The organism is Pseudoalteromonas sp. Of7M-16 (assembly GCF_022347805.1).
GTDB lineage: Bacteria > Pseudomonadota > Gammaproteobacteria > Enterobacterales > Alteromonadaceae > Pseudoalteromonas > Pseudoalteromonas luteoviolacea_F.
The window spans coordinates 62,167-83,423 of sequence record NZ_JAKRFY010000029.1 but is presented as its reverse complement, the minus strand read 5'-3'; the positions used below and the strand labels follow the sequence as shown (position 1 = coordinate 83,423).

Genomic DNA, 21,257 nt, shown 5'->3' with positions numbered 1-21,257 from the left:
AGTGATTGCTGCAGTTAGAGTTGTTTTACCGTGGTCAACGTGGCCGATTGTACCTACGTTTACGTGCGGTTTCGAACGTTCAAACTTTTCTTTTGCCATTTTAAAATTTCCTATAAAGAAATTAAAGTCCAGTCCTAAGACCGGACCGAACTAAAATTACTTAACAGCGCGAGCTGCAATTATTGCGTCGGCAACGTTTTTCGCCGCTTCTGCGTACTTGGAAAATTCCATTGAGTACGAGGCACGACCTTGCGTTGCAGAACGTAAATCGGTTGCATAACCAAACATTTCAGACAGTGGGACTTGTGCATTTACAAGCTTAAGACCACCAAAAGCGTCTTCCATACCTTCGATCATGCCGCGACGACGGTTTAAGTCGCCTACTACGTCACCCATGTTTTCTTCAGGGGTAGTGACTTCAACTTTCATAACAGGTTCTAAAAGCACTGGTTGCGCTTCTAAAGCACCATTTCTGAAGCCCATTGAACCGGCGATCTTAAAGGCCATTTCATTTGAGTCAACATCGTGGAAAGAACCGTCAAATAACGTAGCTTTCACACCTAACAGAGGGTAGCCCGCAAGCACACCTTGTTTCATTTGCTCTTGAATACCTTTATCAACCGCTGGGATGTATTCCTTAGGAACCGTACCGCCTACGATTTCATTAACGAATTCGTAAGTAGGTGCGTCTTCATCAGAAAAGTCCATTGGTTCCAATTTCAGCCATACGTGACCATATTGACCACGACCACCAGATTGACGTACGAACTTACCTTCAGCTTCTACAGAGCCACGAATGGTTTCTCTGTATGCCACTTGCGGCTTACCAACGTTACAAACAACGTTGAATTCACGTTTCATACGGTCAACAATGATATCTAGGTGCAGTTCACCCATACCAGAGATGATCGTTTGACCTGACTCTTCGTCAGTTTCAACACGGAAAGACGGATCTTCTGCTGCTAGTTTACCTAGTGCAATACCCATTTTTTCCTGATCAGCGACTGTTTTTGGCTCTACCGCTACTGAGATCACAGGCTCTGGAAATTCCATGCGCTCTAATGTGATCACTGAATCTTGAGAACAAAGCGTGTCACCAGTGGTAACGTCTTTAAGTCCAATCGCAGCAGCAATATCACCAGCGCGAACTTCTTTAATTTCTTCGCGCGAATTTGAGTGCATCTGAACAATACGACCAAAACGCTCTTTTTTACCCTTTACAGGGTTATAAACAGAGTCACCTTGACCTACAGTACCAGAATAAACTCGGAAGAAAGTCAGTGTACCAACAAATGGGTCCGTCGCAATTTTAAACGCCAACGCCGAAAACGGCGCGTCGTCGCTAGCTGGACGAGTAGCTTCAGAATCATCCTCAAGGATACCCTGAATCTCTTTAACCTCAGTTGGTGAAGGCATGAATTCAATAACAGCATCAAGCACAGCTTGAACACCTTTGTTTTTGAATGCACTACCACAAGACATTGGCACAATTTCGTTGTTCAATGTCAGTTGACGAATCGCAGATTTAATCTCCTCTTCGCTCAACTCACCTTCTTCTAAATATTTGTCCATTAGCTCTTCAGTCGCTTCCGCTGCACTTTCAACTAAGTGAGAGTGCCACTCTTCAGCTAAATCCTGAAGGTCTGCCGGGATCTCTTCGTATGTGAAAGTCATGCCCTGGTCATCTTCGTTCCAGTTAATGGCTTTCATTTTGATGAGATCGATAACACCTTTAAATTCATCTTCAGCACCAATTGGTAACTGAATAGGCACAGGTGTCGCACCAAGACGGTCTTTCACCTGATCCACAACTGCCAAGAAATCTGCACCAGTACGGTCCATCTTGTTAACGAAGATCATACGAGGAACTTCGTATTTATTGGCTTGACGCCAAACAGTTTCTGTTTGTGGTTGTACGCCTGATGAAGCACAAAGAACAACAACTGCACCATCAAGTACACGCAATGAGCGTTCTACTTCGATAGTAAAGTCTACGTGTCCTGGAGTATCAATGATATTGATGCGATGCTCAGGGAACTGAGCATCCATACCTTTCCAGAAACACGTTGTCGCAGCAGAAGTGATGGTAATACCACGCTCCTGCTCCTGCTCCATCCAGTCCATAGTTGCAGCACCATCATGTACCTCACCAATTTTGTGAGACAGACCCGTGTAATAAAGTACACGCTCTGTGGTGGTGGTTTTACCTGCATCTACGTGAGCACAAATACCGATGTTACGATAGCGCTCAATTGGAGTAGTACGTGCCATAATATCCTCTTAAAGGTCTTGGGCAGATTACCAACGGTAGTGAGCGAATGCTTTGTTCGCTTCAGCCATACGGTGAACGTCTTCACGTTTCTTAACCGCAGTGCCTTTGTTTTCCGCAGCGTCAAGGATCTCTTGTGCAAGACGAAGACCCATTGACTTCTCGCCACGCTTACGTGCAGAGTCAACTAACCAACGCATACCTAATGCGTTGCGACGAACTGGACGTACTTCAACTGGTACTTGGTATGTAGAACCACCAACACGGCGAGATTTAACCTCAACCGCAGGGCGTACATTTTCAAGTGCAGCTTCAAAGATTTCTAGGTGCGACTTGCCTGATTTATCAGCAGCCACGTCTAGCGCACCGTATACGATTTTTTCAGCAGTAGATTTCTTGCCGTCTAACATTACTACGTTAACGAATTTAGCAAGAAGTTCTGATCCGAACTTCGGATCTGGAAGAATTTTACGTTGACCTATTACGCGTCTTCTAGGCATTTTATCTCTCCGATATCTTCAGGTTCGTTTTTTTAAACGAATACCCAAAACAAATTATTCAATATTAAAACTTAAGTGCTTGGCCTTACTAACGGAGAACCATTAGCCCTTAGGACGTTTTGCACCGTACTTAGAACGACCTTGTTTACGATCGTTAACACCCGCACAGTCAAGCGCACCACGAACTGTGTGGAAACGCACACCTGGTAAGTCTTTAACACGACCACCACGGATAAGGATTACACTGTGCTCTTGAAGGTTGTGGCCTTCACCGCCAATGTAAGAAGTTACTTCGAAACCGTTCGTAAGACGAACACGCGCTACTTTACGTAGTGCAGAGTTTGGTTTCTTTGGTGTAGTTGTATATACACGAGTACATACACCACGCTTTTGTGGACAAGCTTTAAGAGCAGCAGAGTTGCTCTTTGTAACCTTGCTGCGACGTGGCTTACGTACTAGCTGGTTAATAGTTGCCATTAAATAGCTCCTGATTAGTTAAAATTACTACTGAAAAAATAAAATCGACCCAAATTTTCCTTCCATTTTAATGGAACGAATAAATGGGTGGCCGAATTTTAATGAGCAAAGATTAACCTGTCAATAAAAATCCATTTTACAGCGGTATTTTTCGTCGAATTTGTGCATTTTGAGGCTGTGCTTTTAACTCTAAGGTGATTTACGGCTTATCCTATTTTGCTAAATAGTGATATATCTCTCACCCAATATAGATTACACATCGTGCTCCTCGTACCTTTATCAGAGATTTACCAAAACGACAGATACTGACATGTGATTAAGACACCGCCATGACAAGTTGCTTTTTCTCCAATCTCGCTCAAATTGTATAGATCAAAAAGGCCGCCTTAGAGGCGGCCCTTTTAGTCAGACTATTTAGTCTCTAAAGCTTACTCGTTGCCGCCTAATAGGTCAGCGTTAAGTGCGTCTGTAAGCGCCTGAGACGCCTCTTCTGCACTTACTGTTTGCTCTTCAACTGGTAGCTCGCTTTCTTTGCGACGGTTAATACGCTCTTGGTGATACGCAAAACCAGTACCTGCTGGGATCAAACGACCTACGATAACATTTTCTTTCAGGCCGCGAAGCTCATCGCTCTTACCGTTTACAGCTGCTTCAGTTAGGACACGAGTTGTCTCCTGGAACGATGCCGCTGAGATGAACGATTCAGTTGCTAGTGATGCTTTAGTAATACCCATTAGCTGAATTTCGAATTTAGCTGGGATCTTACCTTGCTTCTCAAGCTCACGGTTTGCAATGTTAACGCGTGCAACCTCCGCTTGCTCACCTGCTAGGAACTCAGTGTCACCACCGTCAAGAATGATACACTTACGTAGCATTTGGCGAACAATTGTTTCGATGTGCTTATCGTTAATCTTTACACCCTGAAGACGGTAAACTTCCTGAACTTCGTTGGTGATGTAGTTAGATACATCTGTCACACCACGTAGACGTAGGATGTCATGCGGAGACTCAGGACCATCAGCAATGACTTCACCTTTAGCAACTTGCTCACCTTCGAACACGTTAAGCTGACGCCATTTCGGGATCATCTCTTCATATGCATCGCCTTGATCTGGTGTGATAACTAGACGTTTCTTACCTTTAGTCTCTTTACCGAAGCTCACAGTACCTGTGATCTCTGCAAGGATAGCAGGATCTTTTGGCTTACGCGCTTCAAATAAGTCAGCAACTCGAGGTAGACCACCGGTGATATCACGAGTCTTCGAACCTTCTTGCGGAATACGTGCTAATACGTCACCCGGCTGAACAGTTGCACCGTCTGTAATTTCAATCGTGGTGAATGAAGGTAGACGGATTTCCTGTAGGCCACGCTCTTCGTTTTCGATGATTAGCTTAGGCTCTTTTGCATTTACCTTAGCTAGATCTTTAACTACAACACGCGTTAGACCAGTTAGTTCATCAGTCTGAGCTTCTGTATTTGAGTCATCAATATCGCTGAACGATACTTTTGACTGGTGTTCGATAACGATTGGGTGACTATGCGGGTCCCAGTTAGCAACAATGTCGCTACCTTTAACTTCTGCACCATCTTGAACAGTCAGTACTGCACCGTAAGGTACCTTATAACGCTCTTTCTCACGGCCTTGCTCATCAATAACCGTAATTTCTGTAGAACGTGAAGTTACAACGATCTTGCCATCTGTATTAATTACAAATTTAGCGTTATGTAGCTTCATGCTACCGTTGTTTTTAACTTGTACGCTGTTTTCTGCAGATGCTCTTGATGCCGCACCACCGATGTGGAACGTACGCATCGTAAGCTGTGTACCTGGCTCACCGATTGACTGAGCTGCAATTACACCGACTGCCTCACCTGGGTTAATGATATGGCCACGTGCAAGGTCACGACCGTAACAGTTAGCACATACACCAAAGTCATTGTCACACGTGATTACAGAGCGAACTTTAACTTCATCTACTGAGTGCTCTTCTAAAAGGTCACACAGTTTTTCGTCAAGCATCACGTTACGTTCAACCAGTACTTCATCAGTACCTGGCTTACATACGTCTTCTGCAACAACACGACCTAGAACTCGCTCGCGAAGCGGCTCTACAACGTCACCACCTTCGATAAGTGGCTTCATTACTAGGCCTTCTAACGTGCCACAATCTGATTCGTTGATAACCAAATCTTGCGCAACGTCTACTAGACGACGTGTTAGGTAACCCGAGTTTGCTGTCTTAAGTGCGGTATCGGCAAGACCTTTACGTGCACCGTGCGTCGAGATGAAGTACTGAAGTACGTTTAGACCTTCACGGAAGTTTGCCGTGATTGGCGTCTCGATGATTGAACCATCTGGACGTGCCATTAGACCACGCATACCTGCTAGCTGACGGATCTGAGCGGCACTACCACGAGCACCTGAGTCGGCCATCATGAATACTGAGTTGAAAGAGTCTTGTTGCTCTTCTTCACCCTGTGCATTCACAACTGTATCTTTCGATAAGTTCGCCATCATTTCACGTGATAGGTTTTCGTTAACACGTGACCAGATATCGATTACTTTGTTGTACTTTTCACCCGCAGTTACAAGACCTGATTGGAACTGTTGGTTAATCTCTGCAACTTCAGCTTCTGCACGCTCGATGATTTCAGTCTTCGTAGGTGGAATAACCATATCGTTAATACCGATAGATACACCTGACTTCATCGCATAGTGGAAACCTGTGTACATCACTTGGTCAGCAAACACAACCGTGTCTTTTAGACCTAGGCGACGGTAACACTCGTTAAGAAGACCAGAGATCTGCTTCTTACCTAGCGCTCTGTTGATTAGCTCAAACGGAAGGCCTTTTGGCATGATCAATGAAAGGATCGCACGACCTACTGTTGTATCAACAATGTGAGTTTTTTCCGAACGCTCGCCAGTTTCTTCGTCAACAATAGTTTCTGTTAGACGAACTTTAACACGTGCGTGAAGCTCTGCTGTACCTGTACGGTATGCTTTTTCAGCTTCTTTCGGGTCTTTAAACGCAATGCCTTCACCTTTTGCATTGATGCGATCGCGCGTCATGTAGTAAAGACCTAATACAACGTCCTGTGAAGGTACGATGATAGGCTCACCACTTGCAGGTGAAAGGATGTTGTTTGTAGACATCATTAGTGCACGAGCTTCTAGCTGTGCTTCTAATGTTAACGGTACGTGTACCGCCATTTGGTCACCATCGAAGTCAGCGTTATACGCCGCACACACCAACGGGTGTAGGTGGATTGCTTTACCTTCGATTAGAACCGGTTCAAATGCTTGGATACCAAGTCTGTGAAGTGTAGGAGCACGGTTCAATAGAACTGGGTGTTCACGGATCACTTCATCAAGTACGTCCCAAACCTCTGGTACTTCACGCTCTACCATCTTCTTCGCAGCTTTGATGGTAGTAGCCATGCCACGGCGCTCTAGCTTACCGTAGATAAATGGCTTGAATAGCTCTAGTGCCATCTTCTTCGGAAGACCACACTGGTGAAGTTTAAGCGTTGGACCAACTGTGATTACAGAACGGCCTGAGTAGTCAACACGCTTACCTAGAAGGTTTTGACGGAAACGACCTTGTTTACCTTTGATCATGTCTGCAAGCGACTTAAGAGGACGCTTGTTAGAACCTGTGATCGCACGACCACGACGACCGTTATCAAGTAGTGCATCTACCGCTTCTTGTAACATACGCTTTTCGTTGCGTACGATGATGTCTGGTGCAGCTAGGTCTAGTAGACGCTTCAGACGGTTGTTACGGTTGATAACACGACGGTATAAGTCGTTCAGATCTGAAGTCGCGAAACGACCGCCATCTAGTGGTACTAGTGGACGAAGATCTGGTGGAAGTACAGGTAGTACGCTCATGATCATCCACTCAGGGTTGTTACCTGATTGGTGGAACGATTCCATAAGCTTAAGACGCTTAGTAATTTTCTTACGCTTAGTCTCAGAGTTAATTGTTGGTAACTCTTCACGCATTTCTGCGATTAACTGACCAAGGTCTAGTTCGCGAAGTAGATCAAGTACAGCTTCTGCACCCATCTTCGCTTCAAACTCATCACCGTGCTCTTCTAGTGCATCTAGGTACTCTTCTTCACCTAATAGCTGGCCACGCTCAAGCGTTGTCATACCAGGCTCTGTTACTACGAATGATTCGAAGTAAAGTACACGCTCGATGTCACGAAGTGTCATATCAAGCATTAAGCCGATACGAGACGGTAATGATTTAAGGAACCAAATGTGCGCTACTGGGCTCGCAAGCTCAATGTGACCCATGCGGTCACGACGCACTTTAGTAAGTGTAACTTCTACGCCACACTTTTCACAGATAACACCGCGGTGTTTTAGTCGCTTGTATTTACCACACAAACATTCGTAATCTTTTACTGGGCCGAAAATACGGGCACAGAATAAGCCATCACGCTCAGGCTTGAAAGTACGGTAGTTGATTGTCTCAGGTTTCTTTACTTCACCGTATGACCATGAACGAACCATGTCTGGAGAAGAAAGACCAATGCGAATTGCATCGAATTCTTCGGTCTTATTTTGTTGCTTCAGAAACTTAAGTAAGTCTTTCACCTTAGCTCTCCTGTCGGAGTTAATCTTGAGGGCAAGCTGCGCTCACCCCTTCATTCTTTACAGTTACAGTCCGGGTTGGCAGCTCAACTGAGCTGCCGGTCGGATTAACTTTCTTCCAACTCGATGTTGATACCTAGCGAGCGGATTTCTTTCAACAATACGTTGAATGACTCTGGCATACCCGGTTCCATCTTGTGGTTACCGTCTACGATGTTCTTATACATCTTAGTACGACCATTTACGTCATCCGACTTAACTGTCAACATTTCCTGTAGTGTATAGGCAGCACCGTATGCTTCTAATGCCCATACCTCCATCTCACCGAAACGCTGTCCACCGAACTGTGCTTTACCACCCAGCGGCTGCTGAGTAACTAGGCTGTAAGAACCCGTTGAACGTGCGTGCATCTTGTCGTCTACTAAGTGGTTTAGTTTCAGCATGTACATGTAACCAACAGTTACTTTACGCTCAAACGCATCACCCGTACGGCCATCATAAAGCGTTACCTGACCACTTGATGGGTAACCACCAAGCTCTAGTAGCTCTTTGATTTCGCTTTCTTTAGCACCATCGAATGCCGGCGTTGCGATTGGTAGACCACCCTTAAGGTTATTTGCTAGGCGACGAACTTCGTCATCTGAGAATGTAGCAATGTCTACTTCTTGACGACAGTCGCCAAGGTCGTACGCTTTCTTGATGAAGTCACGCAGCTCATGTAGCTCTGCTTGCTCTTTCATCATATCTTCGATGCGCTCACCGATACCGCGTGCAGCAAGACCCATGTGTGTTTCAAGGATCTGACCGATGTTCATACGTGATGGTACACCTAGTGGGTTAAGAACGATGTCTACCGTACGACCTCTTTCGTCATATGGCATATCTTCTACTGGTACGATTGTCGAGATAACACCTTTGTTACCGTGACGACCAGCCATCTTATCACCCGGTTGGATACGACGTTTAACAGCTAAGTACACTTTAACAATCTTAAGTACGCCCGGCGCTAAGTCATCACCTTGTGTGATCTTGCGACGTTTGTTCTCAAACTTCTTGTCGTATTCCGCTTTCAGTTCATCGTACTGTGCAGCTAACTGTTCAAGTTCAGCTTGTTGTGCTTCGTCTGCTAGGCTCTGAGTCAGTAGCTTCTCAGCATTTAGAAGTGCAATTGCATCTTCGTTTTGACCAGATTCAACTAGTAGTTTACGAGCACGAGTTAAAATGCCACCTTCAAGGATCTTGAATTCTTCATTGAAGTCTTTCTTCGCTTCGCGAAGCTGCATTTCTTCAACTTCAAGTGCGCGCTTGTCTTTTTCAACACCATCGCGAGTAAACACTTGAACGTCAATAACTGTACCAGAAACCGAGTTAGGCACTCGTAGAGAGCTATCTTTAACGTCAGAAGCTTTCTCACCGAAGATTGCACGTAGTAGCTTTTCTTCAGGCGTAAGCTGTGTTTCACCTTTAGGCGTTACTTTACCTACTAGGATATCGCCGCCTTTCACTTCGGCACCGATGTATACAACACCTGACTCATCCAGTTTACCAAGTGCAGACTCACCTACATTAGGGATATCAGCAGTGATTTCTTCTGGACCTAGCTTAGTATCACGTGCAATACACTGAAGCTCTTGGATATGGATCGTGGTTAGACGATCTTCTTGTACAACTCGCTCTGAAAGTAGGATTGAATCCTCGAAGTTGTAACCATTCCAAGGCATGAACGCAACACGTAGGTTTTGACCAAGTGCCAAGTCACCTAAGTCCGTAGAAGGACCATCAGCAAGTACGTCACCGCGTACAACTGGCTCACCAACCATACAAGTTGGTTTTTGGTTAATACATGTGTTTTGGTTCGAACGCGTGTATTTAGTTAGGTTGTAAATGTCGATACCCGCTTCACCAGGAACGCGCTCATCTTCATTTACGTTAACAACGATACGGCTCGCGTCAGCATATTTTACGACACCACCACGTTTAGCAACGATTGTTACACCTGAATCTTTTGCAAGTGTACGCTCGATACCGGTACCTACTAACGGCTTATCAGCGCGTAGTGTTGGTACTGCTTGACGTTGCATGTTCGATCCCATCAATGCACGGTTCGCATCATCGTGTTCAAGGAATGGGATTAGTGCCGCAGCCACAGAGATAACCTGCTGTGGAGATACATCCATATACTGGATGCTGTCGCTAGGCATAAAGGTTGATTCACCTTTATGACGACATGGAATTAACTCTTCTGCAAACTGGTTCGCTTCAGTCAAGTTTGTATTCGCCTGTGCGATTACGAATTGACCTTCTTCGATTGCAGATAAGTAATCAACTTCGTCAGTCACTACGCCATCAACAACTTTACGGTAAGGAGTTTCCAAGAAACCGTAGTCATTTGTGCGTGCGTACGTCGACAATGAGTTGATTAGACCGATGTTTGGACCTTCAGGCGTTTCGATTGGACAAACACGACCGTAGTGCGTTACGTGTACGTCTCGAACTTCGAAGCCTGCACGTTCACGTGTCAAACCACCCGGACCTAACGCAGAAATACGACGTTTGTGCGTAACTTCTGAAAGCGGGTTGTTTTGGTCCATGAACTGTGACAACTGAGAAGAACCAAAGAATTCTTTAACAGCTGCAGAAATCGGCTTAGCGTTGATCAAATCTTGTGGCATCACGTTATCTAGGTCACCTAGACTTAAACGCTCACGTACAGCACGTTCAACACGTACTAGACCAACACGGAATTGGTTTTCAGCCATTTCACCAACAGAACGAATACGACGGTTACCTAAGTGGTCGATATCATCCACTTCACCTTTACCATTACGAATGTCGATAAGAACTTTCATAACAGAAACGATGTCTTCTTTGCTCAGTGTGCCTGGGCCTGTATCTGAATCATAACCAACACGGCTATTGAACTTCATACGACCTACTGTTGATAGATCATAACGTTCATCAGAGAAGAATAGGTTGTCGAATAAAGCTTCAGCAGCTTCTTTCGTTGGTGGCTCGCCTGGGCGCATCATACGGTAGATTTCTACCAATGCTTCAAGACGATTAGAAGAAGAATCAATACGAACTGTCTCTGACATGTACGCACCGCTGTCTACTTCATTGATGTAAAGCGTATCGATCTTAGTGTGACCCGCTTTCACAAGCTCAGCCATCAACTCAAGCGACAATTCAGCGTTCGCTTCAGCGATGATCTCACCTGTTGACTCATCGATGTAGTTTTTAGCAACTACGCGACCAATGATGTACTCATGCGGTACTTCAAGTTGCGTAATGCCTTTTTTCTCGATGTTTTTGATATGACGAGCTGTGATACGACGGCCCTGTTCAACCAATACTTCACCGTCTGCATCTTTGAAATCAAATGCAGCCGTCTCACCACGTAGGCGAGATGGTACTAGTTCCATCATCACTTTACCGTTTACAACTTCAAAACCAGTTGTTTCAAAGAACAGCGCTAGAATTTCTTCAGTTGTGAATTCTAGTGCGCGTAAAATGATTGAAGCCGGTAACTTACGACGACGGTCAATACGAACGAAAAGGTTATCTTTTACATCAAATTCAAAATCTAACCATGAACCACGGTAAGGGATAACACGTGCATTATAAAGCACTTTACCCGATGAATGAGATTTACCGCGGTCGTTATCAAAGAATACACCCGGTGAACGGTGTAGCTGAGAAACGATAACACGCTCGGTACCGTTGATTACGAAAGTACCTGTGTCTGTCATGAGCGGGATCTCGCCCATGTAAACTTCTTGCTCTTTAATGTCTTTGACTGTACCTGGAGCTTCTTTGTCCATAAGTACAAGACGTAATTTAACGCGTAGTGGAGCAGAATAAGTCACGCCGCGAATTTGACATTCTTTTACATCGAATACTGGTTCTCCGATACGGTAACTCACGTATTGAAGTTCAGAATTGCCCGAGTAGCTTTTGATAGGGAATACAGAACGGAATGCAGCTTCCAATCCAGTATCGCCATCCGCGTCCGGCGTAATGAATTTTTTAAACGATTCCAACTGCGTTTGCAAAAGGAAAGGTATATCCAAAACTTGTGGACGTTTACCAAAATCCTTACGGATACGTTTCTTTTCAGAATAAGAGTAAGCCATGGGGTTCCTCAGCTTGCTGATCTTTGACCCAACCTGTTCATGCAGAACAGCATTCATTGGCATCTAAGCCATGATAACAACATCTAAATTGTCTACCTAAACCCAACAGTTTCCCAAAAGGTTTAAATTGTTGAAAAACTTGAAGAATTTAGGTTTTTATTGCGCAATAGTAATACTTTCGCTCTAGAGCGCAAAAGGGCCGGTGATTAAAAAATCACCAGCCCTTGCCTGATTTCTCAGGCAGCGAACCTAGCGTATGCTAGATTACTTGATCTCAACTTCAGCACCAGCTTCTTCAAGATCTTTCTTAAGTGCTTCAGCTTCTTCTTTAGAAACAGCTTCTTTGATTGGCGCAGGAGCAGACTCAACAAGAGCTTTTGCTTCTTTAAGGCCAAGACCAGTTGCACCACGTACAGCTTTGATAGCAGCAACTTTGTTACCGCCAGCGCCAGCTAGGATTACGTCGAACTCAGTCTTCTCTTCAGCAGCTTCAGCAGGACCAGCAGCAACAACAGCAGCAGCTGCAGTTACGCCGAATTTTTCTTCCATTGCTTCAACTAGTTCAACAACTTCCATTACTGACATTTCAGCAATCGCGTCAAGGATTTGGTCTTTAGTTACAGACATTTTAAGTTTCCTAATTAATCACGAACCCATGAGGTTCAAAAAAATTTATTGATGAAAGTGTAAAAGGTGCGATTAAGCAGCTTCTTCAGCTTTCTGAACACGTACAGCTTCAATTGTTTTAACCAATTTACCAGCTGACGCTTCTTTCATAGCGCTCATTAAGCGTGCAACAGCTTCGTCGTAAGTAGGTAGCTTAGCAAGCATATCTACGTCAACAACATTGCCTTCAAATGCAGCCGCTTTCAGTTCGAACAACTCGTTTTTCTTTGCGAAATCAGCAAAGATACGAGCAGCAGCACCTGGGTGCTCTGAAGAGAAAGCGATTAGGCTTGGGCCTACTAGCGATTCGTTAAGGCACTCATAATCAGTACCTTCAACAGCGCGTTTTGCAAGCGTGTTACGGACAACTTTCATCCATACGCCTGCTTCACGAGCTTCTTTACGAAGCGCAGTGATAGCATCTACTGTTACACCACGAGAATCTGCAACTACTGCAGATAGAGCACCTTTGGCAGCTTCGTTGACTTCAGCAACAATTGCTTTTTTGTCTTGAAGATTTAAAGCCATGGGTGTTACTCCTGGTTAATATGGGAACAAGTCCCCAGTTCTACTTTACTCACAGCCAACTGGCCATGAGCTGCTTTTTACGGCGAGAACCAGAAGATTAGGAAAAATCTAGCTGGGATTCACACCGTCTACGTAGGGAGATTAAGTAACAAAGTTACACCTACGGTCTTGGACGGAAACGCAATTTATCGATTTTATTGTAGACCAAATTTGATAAACAACAGTTCGAAATTATGCGCTTCAACCCGAATTCTTTGCTTCGTTGGAAGTGACTTCTCAACGAAATGGCGCAAAATTATAGTCTAATTTTTACGCCATGTAAACGCTAAAATCTAAATTACGCTAGTTGCGTGTTTAGAGTAGCTTGGTCTACAGCAACACCCGCGCCCATAGTCGTTGAGATGCTTACTTTCTTCAAGTAAGTACCTTTCGCTTGAGAAGGCTTAGCCTTCTTAAGAGCAACGATAAGTGCTTCAAGGTTTTCTTGAAGCTGGTTAGCGTCAAAGTCAACCTTACCGATTGTTGTGTGGATGATACCGTTCTTGTCGTTACGGTAACGAACCTGACCAGCTTTTGCGTTTTTAACTGCTTCTGCAACGTTAGGTGTTACAGTACCAGTTTTAGGGTTAGGCATAAGACCACGTGGACCTAGGATTTGACCTAGTTGACCAACAACGCGCATTGCATCTGGAGAAGCAACAACAACGTCAAAGTTCATTTCGCCTTTCTTAACCTGCTCAGCAAGGTCTTCCATACCTACTAAATCAGCACCAGCTTCTTTAGCAGCGTCTGCGTTAGCGCCTTGAGTGAATACAGCAACGCGTACTTCACGACCAGTACCGTGTGGTAGTACAGTTGCACCACGTACGTTTTGGTCTGATTTACGAGCATCGATGCCAAGGTTTACAGCAACGTCAACACTTTCTGTGAATTTAGCAGTAGCTAGTTCTTTAAGAAGAGCAACAGCTTCGTTGATTTCGTATTCTTTAGTTACGTCAACTTTTTCGCGGATTACGCGCATACGCTTAGTTAATTTAGCCATTCTCAATTACCCTTCTACATTCAAGCCCATTGCACGTGCAGAACCTGCAATCGTGCGTACAGCTGCGTCCATATCAGCAGCAGTAAGGTCAGGACGTTTAGTCTCAACAATCTCTTCTAGTTGTGCACGTGTTACAGTACCAACTTTCTCAGTGTTTGGACGGCCAGAACCAGACTTGATACCTGCAGCCTTCTTAAGAAGGTAAGATGCAGGTGGAGTTTTCATATCAAAAGTGAATGAACGGTCGTTGTAAACAGAAATGATTACAGGAACCGGTGCGCCTTTCTCGATAGACTCTGTACGTGCGTTGAACGCTTTACAGAATTCCATGATGTTTACACCGTGTTGACCTAGTGCAGGACCTACTGGAGGACTAGGGTTAGCCATACCAGCAGCAACTTGTAGCTTGATTAAAGCTTCAACTTTTTTAGCCATGTTAATAACCTCGTTAAATGGGTCTTAGCCTTGTGCGCGCGAGGACGCGTACTCAAACGGCTTCCCGATTAAAAAATTCGTACTTTTTGCAGTTAGCATAGAGCTAGCTACAAAAAGGCCGCTGATTATAGTTTAATCAGCGGCCTTTTTCAATTACTTTTTGCAATAGTACAAAAATAATGCAAATTAGGTATCTTGCTCTACTTGGCCAAATTCTAAGTCAACAGGCGTTGAACGACCAAAGATAAGTACTGATACTTTTAAGCGGCTCTTTTCGTAGTCCACTTCTTCAACTACACCGTTGAAATCTGCAAATGGACCATCGATAACACGAACCACTTCACCCGGTTCAAATAGCGTCGCAGGCTTAGGTGCTTCTGCGTTCTCTTGAAGACGGTTAAGAATACGATCAGCTTCACGCTGACTAATTGGTGCAGGACGATCAGATGTACCGCCAACAAAGCCCATTACACGTGGTGTGCTATTCACCAAGTGCCAAGTTGCGTCGTTCATCACCATTTGAACAAGGACGTAACCTGGGAAGAATTTACGCTCAGACTTGCGCTTTTGACCAGCACGCATCTCTACAACTTCTTCTGTAGGTACTAGTACTTCACCGAAGTCTTCTTCTAAGCCTTCAATTTTAATGTGCTCGATAATTGTTTGAGCAACGCGCTTTTCAAAACCAGAAAACGCCTGAATTACGTACCAACGTAATTTCTTTTCTTTGTTCTCATCCGACATGGGATCAGATCTCCAATCCAGTTAAAAAGCCAACAGCACGGAATAGCAAGCCATCTAATCCCCAAAGGATAAGTGCCATCACTACTGTTGCTGCCATCACGATAATTGTAGTATGTGTTGCTTCTTGACGCGTAGGCCATACAACTTTACGAACCTCAATACGAGACTCTTTTGCAAATGCAATAAAAGTACGACCTTTTTCAGTTGTCGCTGCGATACCTAAAGCGGCACCCACTGCAACTACAACACCGACGGCGCGAACCAACGCAGACATGTCTGCATACATATAGTTACCAACTACTGCGCCAGTGAGTAGTACAACTGCAACTAGCCATTTTACCGTGTCCATCGAGCTAGACGGGTTTTCAACATTAGTGCTCATAATTGTTTTACCTTAAATACAGACACAACAACCCTGTCTAAGACAGGGTTAATCCATTAAATCCAAATTTATAAATAAGCGACTTAAACTGCACATTATTTTAAATTGGGACTAAAAAGTATTGAGTGGCAGGGGCGGCAGGACTCGAACCCGCAACCATCGGTTTTGGAGACCGCTGTTCTACCAATTGGAACTACGCCCCTGCAAAGTGGATGCCCATTATACTGACGAACAATCTGAAAACAAGTGTAAAAGTTATACATCGTGTGATTTTCACAACTTTTGTTTTTCAATCAGTTATTCACAAGTGCGTCACGGCATCACTTTTTGTTATTTTAAAGCCCAAAACTGAATAATTCAGCCGCTTTGATTAAATACAGCACAACCTATATTGGGTACGTAGCAGAAAATATCAAGGTCTCGGTTCAAAGTGAGCGATGAAATGGAGCAAGAGTCTCGTTTTTTGTTAACGTTTATCTGTTTAAAGACACTCGCCTCGAGCAACAACCCCTTTTACATCGGCGAGCAAACTAGATGCGCCAAACCTGAAATTGGCTTTTTCTACCCACCCTTTTCCCATAATCTGGCAAGCAACGTCAAGGTAAGGGCAGGCCTGTGCAACCGTTTTAACCCCACCTGCGGCTTTAAAGCCAACAGGTTTGCCGTTAACTTTAATACGCTCTAACATCACCTTAGTCGCTGTTAGAGTTGCGTTAACAGCTACTTTCCCGGTACTGGTTTTTATAAAATCGGCCCCGGCTAGTATTGCGATATCACTGGCTTGCGCGATCAATTCTGGCGTGTCTAGCACACCACTTTCAATGATCACTTTTAACTGCACGGACTTGCCACATAGTTCTTTACTTGAGCGCACATATTGCCATGGTGTATCGGGATCTCCCGCGATAACTTGGTTATATGGCATTACTAAGTCAATTTCGTCAGCGCCGTCATCAATGGCTTGCTGAGTCTGTGCTAACACTTGCGAAAGAGGTTGTTCACCACAAGGAAAGTTTGTCACTGTTGCCACTTTAACGCTATGCCAGCCCCGTGATGACAGGTGCATTTTACACAGCGCCACAAATTGAGGATAAACACATACAGCAGCGGGCAATGCGACATCTTCGTCTATACTATCAAGCATCTCTAAGATGCTTTTTTCAGTATCATCTTCATTGAGCGAAGTTAAATCCATTAGTTCAAGCACGTGCTTTGCAACTGCGGCAGTGACTTGATTATTTGTACTCATGAGATCTCCTTAGGGCGCAAACCATCGAATAGGTTTGTCACTATCAATCTTATCCATTTACAGTGTGTTCAAGTTAAATGGATTATTTGGCCACCCTACAGGACATTTGTCCGCCCCAGTACAGCTTTGACATCTTCACACTCAGCACTGTGTTATTTTCATGTTCCATTATATCTCATAACCAATCGCTATAAGTTGCTAATATGGATACATTTTGCTCTCTAGACCTTGAAATATAAGCCTTAAACCAAAATCAAAGTCTGTATATAACTTTTAGTTATATATTTTGGGTTAATATTATTTTTTTGTATTTAAAGGCCGATATATTCTGCCCTCCTACTAAGTCATTTTAGTTGGCTTAAATCAAGGTTATGCATTTAGGGGCGAGTACAGTGCAATATTTACCGATATTTACCAAGTTAGACGATAGGCCAGTGCTAGTTGTCGGCGGTGGAGATGTAGCTTTACGAAAATGTCAGGCATTTTTGAAAGCCCGCGCACAGGTGACGGTTGTCGCTCCTGAATTTTGTACTGAGCTTACTGAATTAGCTGCACAAGAGCAGTTAACCTTAGTAAAAGAGTACTTCGACACTCACCACGTACTAGGTATGATGCTGGTCATTGCTGCAACTGACAATGAAGCTGTCAATCAAGCAGTGTTCGACGCAGCTAACGCACAGAATATCTTTGTGAACGTGGTAGATGACCAGCCTAAATGCGGGTTTATCTTTCCATCGATTGTCGACAGAGATCCAATTACCATTGCGATTTCAAGTGCAGGTACAGCACCTGTATTAGCACGTAGAATTAGAGAAAAGCTCGAAACAGTTATTCCACATCATACAGGCAAGTTAGCACGTCTTGCTGGTGACTTTAGAGATCAAGTTAAAGCGAGATTTAAAAGCTTCTCAGACCGTCGTCAATTTTGGGAGCGCGTGTTCGATTCGAGTGTCGTTAGTAAAGTGCAGACTGGTGATGAACAAGGCGCACAACAGCAACTAACTGAGATGCTTACTCAACCGAGTAAACTCGAAGGCGAAGTTTATGTAGTCGGCGCGGGCCCTGGCGATCCAGAGCTTCTAACAATCAAGGCTTTACAACTAATGCAGCAAGCAGACGTTGTCGTTTATGATTACCTTGTATCAGACGAAATCATGGATTTAGTGAGACGTGATGCTGACCTCGTCTGTGTTGGTAAAAGAGCTGGTAACCACAGCGTAAAACAAGAAGATACCAATCAAATGCTGGTCAACTTTGCCAAGCAAGGTAAAAAAGTTTGCCGTATCAAAGGCGGTGACCCATTTATTTATGGCCGCGGTGGTGAAGAAGTTCAGGTATTAGCGCAACATGGCGTTAAGTATCAAATAGTACCAGGTATCACAGCAGCCGCAGGGTGCAGCGCTTATTCAGGGATACCGCTTACGCACAGAGATCATGCGCAGGCAATTCAGTTTGTAACGGGTCATTGCAAAAAAGATGGCCAAGAGCTTGATTGGCGCGGTTTAGCTCAACCAAATCAGACTTTGGCTGTATACATGGGGGTAATTAAATCCCCTCATATCCAAGCCAAACTTCTAGAGCATGGTAGAGCGCCTGAAACCCCTATTGCCATTGTTGAAAATGGTACACGTCAATCGCAGCGTGTTGTTAGAGGCACACTAAGCGAATTGGCAGAAAAAATAGAGCAGCACGATATTCAATCGCCAGCACTTTTGATCATTGGTGAAGTGGCTGCATTACATGAAGAATTAGCGTGGTTTGGGCAATCAGAGCAAGTAAGTAGCTTTGCACAACCCATTACCCAAGTAGCTTAACCGTATTAATTTAATTAACAGTAGGACGACGAACAATGGCTTTAACCCACCTTCAGCAACTTGAAGCTGAAAGTATAAAGATTATTCGCGAAGTCGCTGCAGAGTTCGATAACCCAGTGATGCTTTACTCAATTGGTAAAGACTCTTCAGTGTTACTGCATTTGGCTCGTAAAGCATTTTACCCAGCAAAAATTCCTTTCCCGCTACTACATGTAGACACAGATTGGAAATTCCGCGAAATGATTGAGTTTCGTGATCGCTTGGCACAAGAATATAACTTTGACCTGATTGTTCATAAGAACCCTGAAGGCATTGCCATGGGCGTCGGCCCGTTTACACATGGTTCAGCAAAACACACTGATGTGATGAAAACACAGGGCTTGAAACAAGCGCTAGATAAGTATGGTTTTGACGCAGCATTCGGTGGCGCACGTCGCGATGAAGAGAAGTCACGAGCTAAAGAGCGTGTATATTCTTTCCGCGACAAACACCATCGCTGGGATCCAAAGAACCAGCGCCCAGAGCTTTGGAATACCTACAACAGCCAAGTAAACCCTGGTGAAAGTATTCGTGTATTCCCATTGTCTAACTGGACAGAACTCGATATTTGGCAATATATCTACCAAGAAAACATCGAAATTGTACCTCTGTACTTATCAGAGAAACGCCCTGTCGTTGAGCGTGACGGTACCCTTATCATGGTTGATGACGAGCGTATGCCTTTAGAAGAAGGTGAAGTACCAGAAATGAAGTCTGTGCGCTTCCGTACGCTAGGTTGTTACCCACTAACAGGTGCTGTTGAATCTGAAGCCAATACTTTAACCGGCATCATCGAAGAAATGCTGCTATCCACATCATCGGAGCGCGAAGGCCGTGTCATTGACCACGATTCAGCGGGCTCTATGGAGAAGAAAAAACGCGAGGGGTATTTCTAAATGTCTACAGCAAATGAAGTAAGAGAACTGGGCATTGAGGCCTATCTGTCTCGCCAACAAGATAAAAGCTTATTACGCATGATGACTTGCGGTAGCGTTGATGATGGTAAGTCGACACTGATCGGTCGTCTACTACATGACAGCCACCAAATTTATGAAGATCAGCTTGCTGCACTACATAAAGATAACGAGAAAGTCGGTAACGCCGGTGAAGAACTAGATTTAGCACTACTTGTTGACGGTCTACAAGCTGAACGTGAGCAGGGCATTACGATTGACGTTGCATATCGTTATTTTTCAACAGCAAAGCGTAAATTCATCATTGCCGACACGCCAGGTCACGAGCAGTATACCCGTAATATGGTAACAGGTGCTTCGACGAGTGACCTCGCTATCATCTTGGTTGATGCGCGCTACGGTGTACAGGTACAGACGAAGCGTCACAGCTTTATTTGTGATTCTTTAGGTATTAAACAGTTTGTTGTTGCTATCAACAAAATGGACATCGTTGACTTTGACGAAGCCGTGTTTGAGAAGATCAAAGCGGATTACTTGCAGTTTGCAGAGCAGCTTAATGTATCAGACATCAAGTTTATCCCTATGTCAGCGCTTAAAGGTGATAACGTAGTAACACGTTCTGAAAAGACTCCTTACTACACAGATAAGCCACTGCTTGAGCTACTAGAAGACTCACCTGCCGCTGAAGCAAACCACGGGTTTGAAGCACGTTTCCCTGTACAGTATGTAGTGCGTCCAAATTTAGATTTTCGCGGTTTTCAAGGTACGCTCACTTCAGGCTCATTGAGTGCAGGTCAAGCGGTTAAAGTACTGCCTTCAGGCAAATCTTCAACTATTAAAGAGCTAGTGACTTTTGATGGTAACCTTGAGCAAGCGCAAACAGGTCAAGCATTTACGATCACCTTAGCAGATGAAATTGATGTCAGCCGTGGTGATGTTATCGTTCCAGCTGACTCTACTGCGGCAGTTACCAACCTTATTCAAGCAAAGCTTGTGTGGATGCACGAAGAGCCTCTTGTATTGGGCAAGAACTACAACTTCAAGTTGGGCAGTAAGAGTACATCAGCCATTGTACGTAAGATTGATCACACCATCGATGTAAATACGTTAGAGCAAGGTCAAGCAGAGCAATTGCAATTGAATGAAATTGCCATTGTCACCTTAGAGTTGACCGAGAGCATCGTGGCTGATATCTATCGCAGCAACCATGAAACAGGTTCATTTATCCTGATTGATCGCATCAGCAACCTCACCATTGGTGCTGGTATGATCGAAGCACTGCTTGCTGAAGAGTCTGCGACAAGCTCTGAGTTCAGTGCCTTTGAACTTGAATTCAACGCCCTGGTACGTAAGCACTTCCCACATTGGCAAGCGCTTGATATCAGCAAGTTGAAGTAAGTGGATTTATGCCTGTTATTGGGAGAAAAACGTGCTAGTTGATCAAATCATCTTAACAGG

The 21,257-nt window shown here is 44.3% G+C and carries 16 protein-coding genes and 1 tRNA gene; 3 read left to right on the top strand and 14 right to left on the bottom strand.

What is annotated here, in order from left to right:
- The 14 genes from MHN81_RS23190 to deoC all read right to left on the bottom strand — a co-directional run.
- A partial coding sequence (locus tag MHN81_RS23190) for a GTP-binding protein (RefSeq protein ID WP_235408380.1) occupies positions 1-99 on the bottom strand: 99 nt, incomplete at its 3' end.
- A gap of 57 nt (positions 100-156) precedes the next feature.
- Positions 157-2,271, bottom strand: coding sequence for an elongation factor G (gene fusA / locus MHN81_RS23185; protein ID WP_023400581.1), 2,115 nt, complete (start codon positions 2,269-2,271; stop codon positions 157-159).
- A 27-nt stretch (positions 2,272-2,298) separates the two neighbouring features.
- Complete coding sequence (gene rpsG, locus MHN81_RS23180) at positions 2,299-2,769, bottom strand: 30S ribosomal protein S7 (protein WP_023400582.1); 471 nt, start codon at positions 2,767-2,769, stop codon at positions 2,299-2,301.
- A gap of 102 nt (positions 2,770-2,871) precedes the next feature.
- A complete protein-coding gene (rpsL, locus tag MHN81_RS23175; protein ID WP_010387308.1) occupies positions 2,872-3,246 on the bottom strand; it encodes a 30S ribosomal protein S12 in 375 nt (124 codons plus the stop codon).
- 428 nt (positions 3,247-3,674) lie between these two features.
- A complete protein-coding gene (rpoC, locus tag MHN81_RS23170) occupies positions 3,675-7,856 on the bottom strand; it encodes a DNA-directed RNA polymerase subunit beta' (protein ID WP_023400583.1) in 4,182 nt (1,393 codons plus the stop codon).
- Between the two features lie 104 nt (positions 7,857-7,960).
- The gene (gene rpoB / locus MHN81_RS23165) at positions 7,961-11,986 is read right to left on the bottom strand and encodes a DNA-directed RNA polymerase subunit beta (protein WP_023400584.1); all 4,026 of its coding nucleotides are present in this window, start codon (positions 11,984-11,986) and stop codon (positions 7,961-7,963) included.
- 264 nt (positions 11,987-12,250) lie between these two features.
- Complete coding sequence (gene rplL, locus MHN81_RS23160; RefSeq protein WP_023400585.1) at positions 12,251-12,613, bottom strand: 50S ribosomal protein L7/L12; 363 nt, start codon at positions 12,611-12,613, stop codon at positions 12,251-12,253.
- Positions 12,614-12,685: 72 nt separating this feature from the next.
- Entirely contained in the window at positions 12,686-13,180 is a 495-nt protein-coding gene (gene rplJ / locus MHN81_RS23155; protein WP_023400586.1) for a 50S ribosomal protein L10, read from the bottom strand.
- Between the two features lie 337 nt (positions 13,181-13,517).
- Positions 13,518-14,222 carry a 50S ribosomal protein L1 gene (gene rplA, locus MHN81_RS23150; RefSeq protein ID WP_023400587.1) on the bottom strand — a complete coding sequence of 235 codons (705 nt, stop codon included), beginning with the start codon at positions 14,220-14,222 and terminating at the stop codon, positions 13,518-13,520.
- Positions 14,223-14,228: 6 nt separating this feature from the next.
- Positions 14,229-14,657, bottom strand: a complete 429-nt coding sequence (gene rplK, locus MHN81_RS23145; RefSeq protein WP_010387320.1) for a 50S ribosomal protein L11 — start codon at positions 14,655-14,657, stop codon at positions 14,229-14,231.
- Between the two features lie 186 nt (positions 14,658-14,843).
- The gene (gene nusG / locus MHN81_RS23140) at positions 14,844-15,401 is read right to left on the bottom strand and encodes a transcription termination/antitermination protein NusG (protein WP_023400588.1); all 558 of its coding nucleotides are present in this window, start codon (positions 15,399-15,401) and stop codon (positions 14,844-14,846) included.
- A gap of 4 nt (positions 15,402-15,405) precedes the next feature.
- Complete coding sequence (gene secE, locus MHN81_RS23135) at positions 15,406-15,783, bottom strand: preprotein translocase subunit SecE (RefSeq protein WP_023400589.1); 378 nt, start codon at positions 15,781-15,783, stop codon at positions 15,406-15,408.
- Between the two features lie 126 nt (positions 15,784-15,909).
- Positions 15,910-15,986: transfer RNA gene (locus tag MHN81_RS23130), tRNA-Trp, on the bottom strand.
- A gap of 278 nt (positions 15,987-16,264) precedes the next feature.
- Entirely contained in the window at positions 16,265-17,032 is a 768-nt protein-coding gene (deoC, locus tag MHN81_RS23125; RefSeq protein ID WP_023400590.1) for a deoxyribose-phosphate aldolase, read from the bottom strand.
- 392 nt (positions 17,033-17,424) lie between these two features.
- On the opposite strand from deoC, the gene cysG reads away from it, so the two are divergent.
- From cysG to cysN, 3 genes are read left to right on the top strand one after another with little or no spacing between them, the layout of a single operon-like run.
- Positions 17,425-18,846 (top strand): siroheme synthase CysG, encoded by a 1,422-nt coding sequence (cysG, locus tag MHN81_RS23120; RefSeq protein WP_036976789.1) that lies wholly within the window; start codon positions 17,425-17,427, stop codon positions 18,844-18,846.
- 35 nt (positions 18,847-18,881) lie between these two features.
- Complete coding sequence (gene cysD, locus MHN81_RS23115; protein WP_023400592.1) at positions 18,882-19,781, top strand: sulfate adenylyltransferase subunit CysD; 900 nt, start codon at positions 18,882-18,884, stop codon at positions 19,779-19,781.
- A complete protein-coding gene (gene cysN, locus MHN81_RS23110) occupies positions 19,782-21,197 on the top strand; it encodes a sulfate adenylyltransferase subunit CysN (protein WP_023400593.1) in 1,416 nt (471 codons plus the stop codon). It abuts the gene before it with no gap.
- Positions 21,198-21,257 lie beyond the last annotated feature (60 nt).

What these genes read in the sequence shown, in the direction of transcription:
- fusA (WP_023400581.1), bottom strand. Translation starts at nt 2,271, where the DNA reads ATGGCACGTACTACTCCAATTGAGCGCTATCGTAACATCGGTATTTGT.
- rpsG (WP_023400582.1), bottom strand. Translation starts at nt 2,769, where the DNA reads ATGCCTAGAAGACGCGTAATAGGTCAACGTAAAATTCTTCCAGATCCG.
- rpsL (WP_010387308.1), bottom strand. Translation starts at nt 3,246, where the DNA reads ATGGCAACTATTAACCAGCTAGTACGTAAGCCACGTCGCAGCAAGGTT.
- rpoB (WP_023400584.1), bottom strand. Translation starts at nt 11,986, where the DNA reads ATGGCTTACTCTTATTCTGAAAAGAAACGTATCCGTAAGGATTTTGGT.
- rplL (WP_023400585.1), bottom strand. Translation starts at nt 12,613, where the DNA reads ATGTCTGTAACTAAAGACCAAATCCTTGACGCGATTGCTGAAATGTCA.
- rplJ (WP_023400586.1), bottom strand. Translation starts at nt 13,180, where the DNA reads ATGGCTTTAAATCTTCAAGACAAAAAAGCAATTGTTGCTGAAGTCAAC.
- rplA (WP_023400587.1), bottom strand. Translation starts at nt 14,222, where the DNA reads ATGGCTAAATTAACTAAGCGTATGCGCGTAATCCGCGAAAAAGTTGAC.
- rplK (WP_010387320.1), bottom strand. Translation starts at nt 14,657, where the DNA reads ATGGCTAAAAAAGTTGAAGCTTTAATCAAGCTACAAGTTGCTGCTGGT.
- nusG (WP_023400588.1), bottom strand. Translation starts at nt 15,401, where the DNA reads ATGTCGGATGAGAACAAAGAAAAGAAATTACGTTGGTACGTAATTCAG.
- secE (WP_023400589.1), bottom strand. Translation starts at nt 15,783, where the DNA reads ATGAGCACTAATGTTGAAAACCCGTCTAGCTCGATGGACACGGTAAAA.
- deoC (WP_023400590.1), bottom strand. Translation starts at nt 17,032, where the DNA reads ATGAGTACAAATAATCAAGTCACTGCCGCAGTTGCAAAGCACGTGCTT.
- cysD (WP_023400592.1), top strand. Translation starts at nt 18,882, where the DNA reads ATGGCTTTAACCCACCTTCAGCAACTTGAAGCTGAAAGTATAAAGATT.
- cysN (WP_023400593.1), top strand. Translation starts at nt 19,782, where the DNA reads ATGTCTACAGCAAATGAAGTAAGAGAACTGGGCATTGAGGCCTATCTG.